The following is a 6,121-nucleotide window of genomic DNA, read 5'->3' as shown; positions in this document are numbered from 1 at the left end:
TTGCCATAGTTGCCCAGTTTCCTGGGTCCGTCTGTGGTAATCCGATATGAAATGCGGGCAAGCCGCCAATAAGGGGAGCATACTGCGGCCCAGGCATCCCGCCCCGCCCCGGCCTCCCGTACAATCTGGAAATGCCAGTCCTTGACCTCAATTCCCAACTGCGCAGCGCCCTGCGGGCCGCTGCCCACCCGCTCAAGCCCGTCGTCCTCATTGGCGACAAGGGGCTGAGCGACTCCGTACTCCAAGAAATCGACCGCAATCTCGCGGCCCACGGCCTGATCAAGGTCCGGGCGGGAGGCGAAGACCGCGCCGCGCGCGACGAACTGCTCTACCGGATCTGCGAGGAGCTCTCCTGTGCCCCGGTGCACCACCTGGGCAAGATCTTCATCCTGTACCGGCCCACCGAACGCGATCCGGACGCCTCCTCGCTGCTCGGCGGGCGCAAGGGCAAGTCCGACGCGAGCGAGCTCGGCACGGGCGCGCGCAAGGGCAACGAAGCCTACGTGCCCAAAAAACTGGCGGTAGCCGGCAAGTCCGCCCCCGCCCGTGGGCGCAGCGAGCGTCCTGGGCGCGAGCGCGAAGGCCCGATGACGGCCAGGGAGCGCTACCTGGGCAGCGACAAGCCTGCCCGGCCCTCCACCCGGGAGGAAACCGGCTCCCGCCGCGGCGCAGCCCGCAAGGCGGCGCCCAAGCGCCCCGGCGGGCTGGGTTCGACGCTGGGAGCGGCGCGCCCCCCCGCGGCCAAGCGCTCCGGAAGCGCGCTCTCGCTGCGGGCCGGCGCCCGCGGGCGCGTACGGCCAGCCGCCGGCGCTCAGCGCACCACTGCCACCAGCCGCAAGGCCAAGACGGCCACCAAGAAGTAGAGCACGCTCGATACCCCGTGCCAGGTCCCGAAATCCGCCCATGCGGGAACGGCCTGGCCGGCGGCCATCAAGGCCCGGCCATAATCCATGACGGGCCGGGCACCGAAGTATCCGACTCCCACGCCTACCGCCATGAGCAGGACGGTGCGCCTTCCCCGCGCGCCGAGCGGCAGTCCGCCGCCAATCCGGTCGAGCAGCAGCATCGCCAGCGCGGCCAGCAATCCCCCGTAGGCCAACAGCCGAAACAGCGACCCGGCCGTCGCAGCCGCCCGCATGGGTTCCAACTGGGCAAAGAGCAGGGGCACGACCAAGCCCCCCACCGCCCAGAGCGTGCCGCACCACAGCGCGGCTACCAGCCGTACCAGCGTCGCCATCGTTACGCGCTCTCCCGCATGCGCCTCATTCGTAGCGCACGTCGAGGATTTCGTATTCCCGGACGCCGGACGGGGCCTGGACTTCGGCGACGTCGCCTGCCGATTTCCCGATCAGCGCGCGGGCGATCGGGCTGGAAATAGAGATGAGGTTGGCGCGTATGTCTGCCTCATCGTCGCCCACCACCTGGTAGGTCACGCGTTCGCCGGTTTCGAGATCCTCCAAGTCCACCGTCGCGCCGAAGACGATGCGGCCTTCGGCATCGAGCTCGGCGGGATTGATGATCTGCGCATTCGACAGCTTGGCCTCGAGCTCCTGGATGCGGCCCTCGATGAAGCCCTGTTTTTCCTTGGCGGCGTCGTATTCGGCATTCTCGGAGAGGTCTCCTTGCGCACGGGCGTCCGCGATGGCGTTGATCACTGCGGGACGCTCCACCGTCTTCAAACGGTGCAGCTCTTGTTTCAGGCGCTCGGCACCGCGCACGGTCAGCGGAATAGCAGCCATGTGTACTTCCTTTTTACGTCTGGTGTGGAATGCCTCCCGCCGGCACTCGCTGCGCCCGCCCCGCGTCTAAGGCGGGGGGCGCAAGAGGGCGGGAGGAAAAGAAAAATAAAACCCCGGTTCGATCAGGAACCGGGGCGATCTGGGTAGATTGTCCGAAAACTCGGCAGAACGTGCAAGCGCCCCCGGCCAAACATTACCCTTTGATACCCAAGGGATAACCCTGAAACGCCTACCGAACGCCCGGCCCCACCGGCCGGCCAAGGCATTCGAGCGAGTCCTACGCGCCGGGCCTAAGCACATCCCGCGGTTGGCATGACGGAGTCCCTACTCTATTCTGAATATGCGGTTCATACCTTACGGATAACGATCAGAGGAGTGCAACCATGTTCGACAATCCACCGCGTATCGGCTACCTGCGCGATCAATTCACGGCGTGGGGGCCACGCATATTGTTGGCGATCGTCATCCTGGTCGTCACGCATTTTGCGGCCCGTGGAATCAAATGGGCCGTAGTGCGCGCCGTCGGCGCGCTGCCGTTCGTTGCCCGGGCCACCCCCCGCCCCGGGCCCACGCTGGCTGAATCGCTGGGCACGCTGGCTTATTGGCTCGTATGGCTGGTGGGCCTGGTCGTCGCCATGGAGCCCCTCGGCCTGGACCAGGCCATGGACCCCATCCGGGCCCTGACCCACGAAGTATTCTCGTACGCCCCCCAACTGATCGGCGCGGCGCTCATCTTCATCGTGGGCCTGATCTTCGCCAAGATCGCGCGCAACATCGTCGAGACGGCATTGGGCGCCATCCACTTCGACCGCATCGGGACGCGGCTCGGGCTGTGCAAGCCTACCCAAGCCGCAGAGGGCGACAACCGATGCGCGGAATCGCTGATCCGGGCATGCGGCGCCATCGTCTTCACGCTCATCATTATTCCGGTGTCGATCGCGGCGCTGCAAACCCTGGGGATCACCTCCATCGTCACGCCTACCGTGACCGTGCTGGAGACGGTGCTCGCCGCCATTCCGCGAATCGTGGCCGCGGCACTGCTGCTCGCCATTGCCTTCGTCATCGCCCAGTGGGTACGCCAGCTGATCGCCAACACGCTCGCCTCGCTGGGCTTTGACCGCGCCCTGTCGAGCCTGGGCGTATTCGGCTCATCGCCCGCCCCGTCCTCGGTGGCAGCCACGGTGGCTTTGATCGCCATCATGCTGTTCGCCGCGATCGAAGCCGCCCGCCTGTTGAATTTCGACACCGTCGCCGTCTTGCTGACAGAGGTCACCGAGCTCGGCGGGCAGGTCGTCTTCGGCAGCGTCATCATCCTCGTCGGCGTGATCATGGGGCGCATCGTTGCACGCATCGTCGGCGACTCCGTGGGCGAAAGCGGCCTTCCCTCCGTGCTGAAGTACGCCATCATCGCGCTGGCGGTCGCGATCGGCTTGCGGTTCATGGGGTTGGCCAATGAGATCGTCAACCTGGCCTTCGGCCTGATCCTGGGCGCCGCCGCCGTGGCATGCGCGCTGGCGTTCGGCCTCGGCGGACGCCAAACGGCGCACGAGCTCCTGCAAAAATGGACGGCACAACGGCCGTCCATTTTGCGCAACCCTGAGTCCGGACAGGATCGGTCGACGTCCTCTCCCGAAGACGGCGCCTAAGCCTGCGCAGGCCGCCCCCCATGCCGGAGGGCGGCCTGGGCGGGTGGCGACTACGCCACCGAGCGGTGCAGCTCCTGCAGCGAGTAGACCTGCAGGCCGGCCCCCTGGCGCATGTACTGCATGCCTTCGACCGCTGCCCACGCGCCCGCCACCGTGGTGTAGTAGGTGACGCGCGAAGCCAGCGCCGAGGTCCGGATGGCGCGGGAGTCCGCAATGGCATTGCGGCGCTCTTCCACCGTGTTGATCACGAGCGAAATCTCGCCGTTCTTGACCATGTCCACGATGTTGGGACGCCCCTCCGTGACCTTGTTCACGACCTTCACCGGGATGCCCGCCGCTTCGATGGCCGCAGCGGTGCCGCGCGTTGCCACCAGCGAGAAGCCCAGCGCGTGCAGGCCGCGCGCAACGGCGATGATCTTGCCCTTGTCTTCGTTCTTGACGCTGATGAATGCCGTGCCATCGTCGGGCAGGCGCACGCTCGCGGCCAATTGTGACTTCACGAAGGCTTCGCCGAAGCTATAACCCACGCCCATCACCTCGCCGGTAGACTTCATCTCGGGCCCGAGAATGGTATCCACTCCCGGGAACTTGACGAACGGGAACACGGCCTCCTTGACCGAGAAATACTTGGGCGTGATCTCGCTGCCCAAGCCCTGTTCGTCGAGCGAGCGGCCGGCCATGGCGCGAGCGCCGATCTTGGCCAGCGGCAGCGACGTCGCCTTGGAGACGTACGGCACGGTCCGCGAGGCGCGCGGGTTGACCTCCAGCACGTACACCGTTCCCTGCTGGATCGCGAACTGGACATTCATCAGGCCGACCACGTTCAGCGCACGCGCCATCAATCCGGTCTGGCGCTTGATTTCCTCGATGAGCTCGGCAGACAGCGAGTACGGCGGCAGGCAGCACGCCGAGTCGCCGGAATGGACGCCGGCCTGCTCGATGTGCTCCATCACGCCACCGATGAACACGCGCTTGCCGTCCGACAGGCAATCGACGTCCACCTCGATCGCATCGTTCAGGAAGCGGTCGAGCAGCACCGGCGAATCGTTGCTGACCTTGACGGCCTCGCGCATGTAGCGCTCGAGGTCCTTCTGCTCATGCACGATTTCCATCGCGCGGCCGCCCAGCACGTAGCTGGGGCGCACCACCAGCGGATAGCCGATTTCCTGGGCAAGGGCCAGCGCCTCCGCTTCGGTGCGCGCCGTGCGGTTGGGCGGCTGGCGCAGGCCGAGCTTTTGGAGCAGCTTCTGGAAGCGCTCGCGGTCTTCTGCGATGTCGATGGATTCCGGGCTGGTGCCGATGATGGGCACGCCGTTGGCCTCCAGCGCCTTGGCCAGCTTCAGTGGCGTCTGGCCACCGTACTGGACGATCATGCCGACGGGTTTTTCCTTCTCGACGATCTCGAGCACGTCCTCGAGGGTCAGGGGCTCGAAATAGAGTCGGTCGGACGTGTCGTAGTCGGTGGAGACGGTTTCCGGGTTGCAGTTGACCATGATGGTCTCGTACCCGTCTTCGCGCAACGCCATGGCCGCGTGCACGCAGCAGTAATCGAACTCGATGCCCTGCCCGATCCGGTTGGGGCCGCCGCCCAGCACGATGATTTTCTTGCGGTCGCTCGGATTGGCCTCGCACTCCTCTTCATACGTGGAGTACATGTAGGCGGTGTGCGTGGCGAACTCGGCCGCGCACGTATCCACCCGCTTGTAGACCGGACGCACGTTGAATTGGTGGCGCAGCTTGCGCACCTCGGTTTCCGTCGTGTCGAGCAGGTACGCAAGGCGGCGATCGGAGAATCCCTTGCGCTTCAACTGCCACAGGGTATTGCGGTCGAGGTCGGCCAGCGTTTTTTTCTCCAGCGCAAGCTCGATGTCGACGATTTCCTTGATCTGCGCCAGGAACCACGGGTCGATGTGGGTCAGCGCATGCACCTCTTCCAGCGTGAAGCCCTGCGCGAACGCGTCGCCCACGTACCAGATGCGTTCCGGCCCAGGCTCGCCCAGTTCGACCTCGATGCGCTCGCGGTCCGTGGTCTTCTGGTTCAGGCCGTCCACGCCGACCTCCAAGCCGCGCAGCGCCTTCTGGAACGATTCCTGGAAGGTCCGGCCGATGGCCATCACCTCGCCCACCGATTTCATCTGCGTGGTGAGGTGCGCATCGGTCTGCGGGAATTTCTCGAACGCGAACCGCGGCACCTTGGTGACGACGTAGTCGATGGTGGGTTCGAACGAAGCCGGGGTGGCGCCGCCGGTGATGTCGTTGCGCAGCTCGTCCAGCGTATAGCCGACGGCGAGCTTGGCCGCGACCTTGGCGATGGGGAAGCCCGTGGCCTTGGAAGCCAGCGCCGACGAACGCGACACGCGCGGGTTCATCTCGATCACGATCATGCGGCCATTGGCCGGATTGACCGCGAACTGCACGTTCGAACCGCCCGTGTCGACGCCGATCTCGCGCAGCACCGCGAGCGAGGCGTTGCGCATCAGCTGGTACTCTTTGTCCGTCAGCGTCTGGGCGGGCGCGACGGTGATCGAGTCGCCCGTATGGATGCCCATGGGGTCGAGGTTCTCGATCGAGCAAACGATGATGCAGTTGTCGGCCTTGTCGCGCACGACCTCCATCTCGAACTCTTTCCAGCCGACGAGCGACTCCTCGATCAGGAGTTCGCTCGTGGGCGAAGCTTCCAGGCCGCGGCGACAGATGGTCTCGAACTCCTCGGCGTTGTAGGCAATGCCCCCGCCC

The 6,121-nt window shown here is 65.7% G+C and carries 5 protein-coding genes; 2 read left to right on the top strand and 3 right to left on the bottom strand.

Annotated features, from left to right (window positions below; all coding sequences use genetic code 11):
• Nucleotides 1-131 precede the first annotated feature (131 nt).
• Nucleotides 132-863, top strand: a complete 732-nt coding sequence (locus IRZ12_RS14670; protein ID WP_296469829.1) for a YhbY family RNA-binding protein — start codon at nt 132-134, stop codon at nt 861-863.
• On the opposite strand, the gene IRZ12_RS14665 is transcribed toward IRZ12_RS14670, so the two are convergent.
• Nucleotides 812-1,237, bottom strand: coding sequence for a DUF4149 domain-containing protein (locus IRZ12_RS14665; RefSeq protein WP_296469826.1), 426 nt, complete (start codon nt 1,235-1,237; stop codon nt 812-814). The two genes, IRZ12_RS14670 and IRZ12_RS14665, sit on opposite strands and share 52 nt — an antisense overlap.
• Nucleotides 1,238-1,262: 25 nt before the next feature.
• The gene (gene greA / locus IRZ12_RS14660) at nt 1,263-1,739 is read right to left on the bottom strand and encodes a transcription elongation factor GreA (RefSeq protein ID WP_296469823.1); all 477 of its coding nucleotides are present in this window, start codon (nt 1,737-1,739) and stop codon (nt 1,263-1,265) included.
• A 383-nt stretch (nt 1,740-2,122) separates the two neighbouring features.
• On the opposite strand from greA, the gene IRZ12_RS14655 reads away from it, so the two are divergent.
• The gene (locus IRZ12_RS14655; RefSeq protein WP_296469820.1) at nt 2,123-3,385 is read left to right on the top strand and encodes a mechanosensitive ion channel; all 1,263 of its coding nucleotides are present in this window, start codon (nt 2,123-2,125) and stop codon (nt 3,383-3,385) included.
• A 50-nt stretch (nt 3,386-3,435) separates the two neighbouring features.
• Here the strand turns inward: IRZ12_RS14655 and carB are convergent.
• The coding region (carB, locus tag IRZ12_RS14650; protein ID WP_296469817.1) for a carbamoyl-phosphate synthase large subunit at nt 3,436-6,121 on the bottom strand (2,686 nt) is incomplete at its 5' end.

The sequence above is a fragment of the Pigmentiphaga sp. genome, assembly GCF_019689535.1.
Taxonomy (GTDB): Bacteria; Pseudomonadota; Gammaproteobacteria; order Burkholderiales; family Burkholderiaceae_B; genus Pigmentiphaga.
Note: the sequence above shows the minus strand (reverse complement) of the source record. Positions and strands in the feature narration are given on the sequence as shown.

What these genes read in the sequence shown, in the direction of transcription:
- IRZ12_RS14670 (WP_296469829.1), top strand. Translation starts at nt 132, where the DNA reads ATGCCAGTCCTTGACCTCAATTCCCAACTGCGCAGCGCCCTGCGGGCC.
- IRZ12_RS14665 (WP_296469826.1), bottom strand. Translation starts at nt 1,237, where the DNA reads ATGGCGACGCTGGTACGGCTGGTAGCCGCGCTGTGGTGCGGCACGCTC.
- greA (WP_296469823.1), bottom strand. Translation starts at nt 1,739, where the DNA reads ATGGCTGCTATTCCGCTGACCGTGCGCGGTGCCGAGCGCCTGAAACAA.
- IRZ12_RS14655 (WP_296469820.1), top strand. Translation starts at nt 2,123, where the DNA reads ATGTTCGACAATCCACCGCGTATCGGCTACCTGCGCGATCAATTCACG.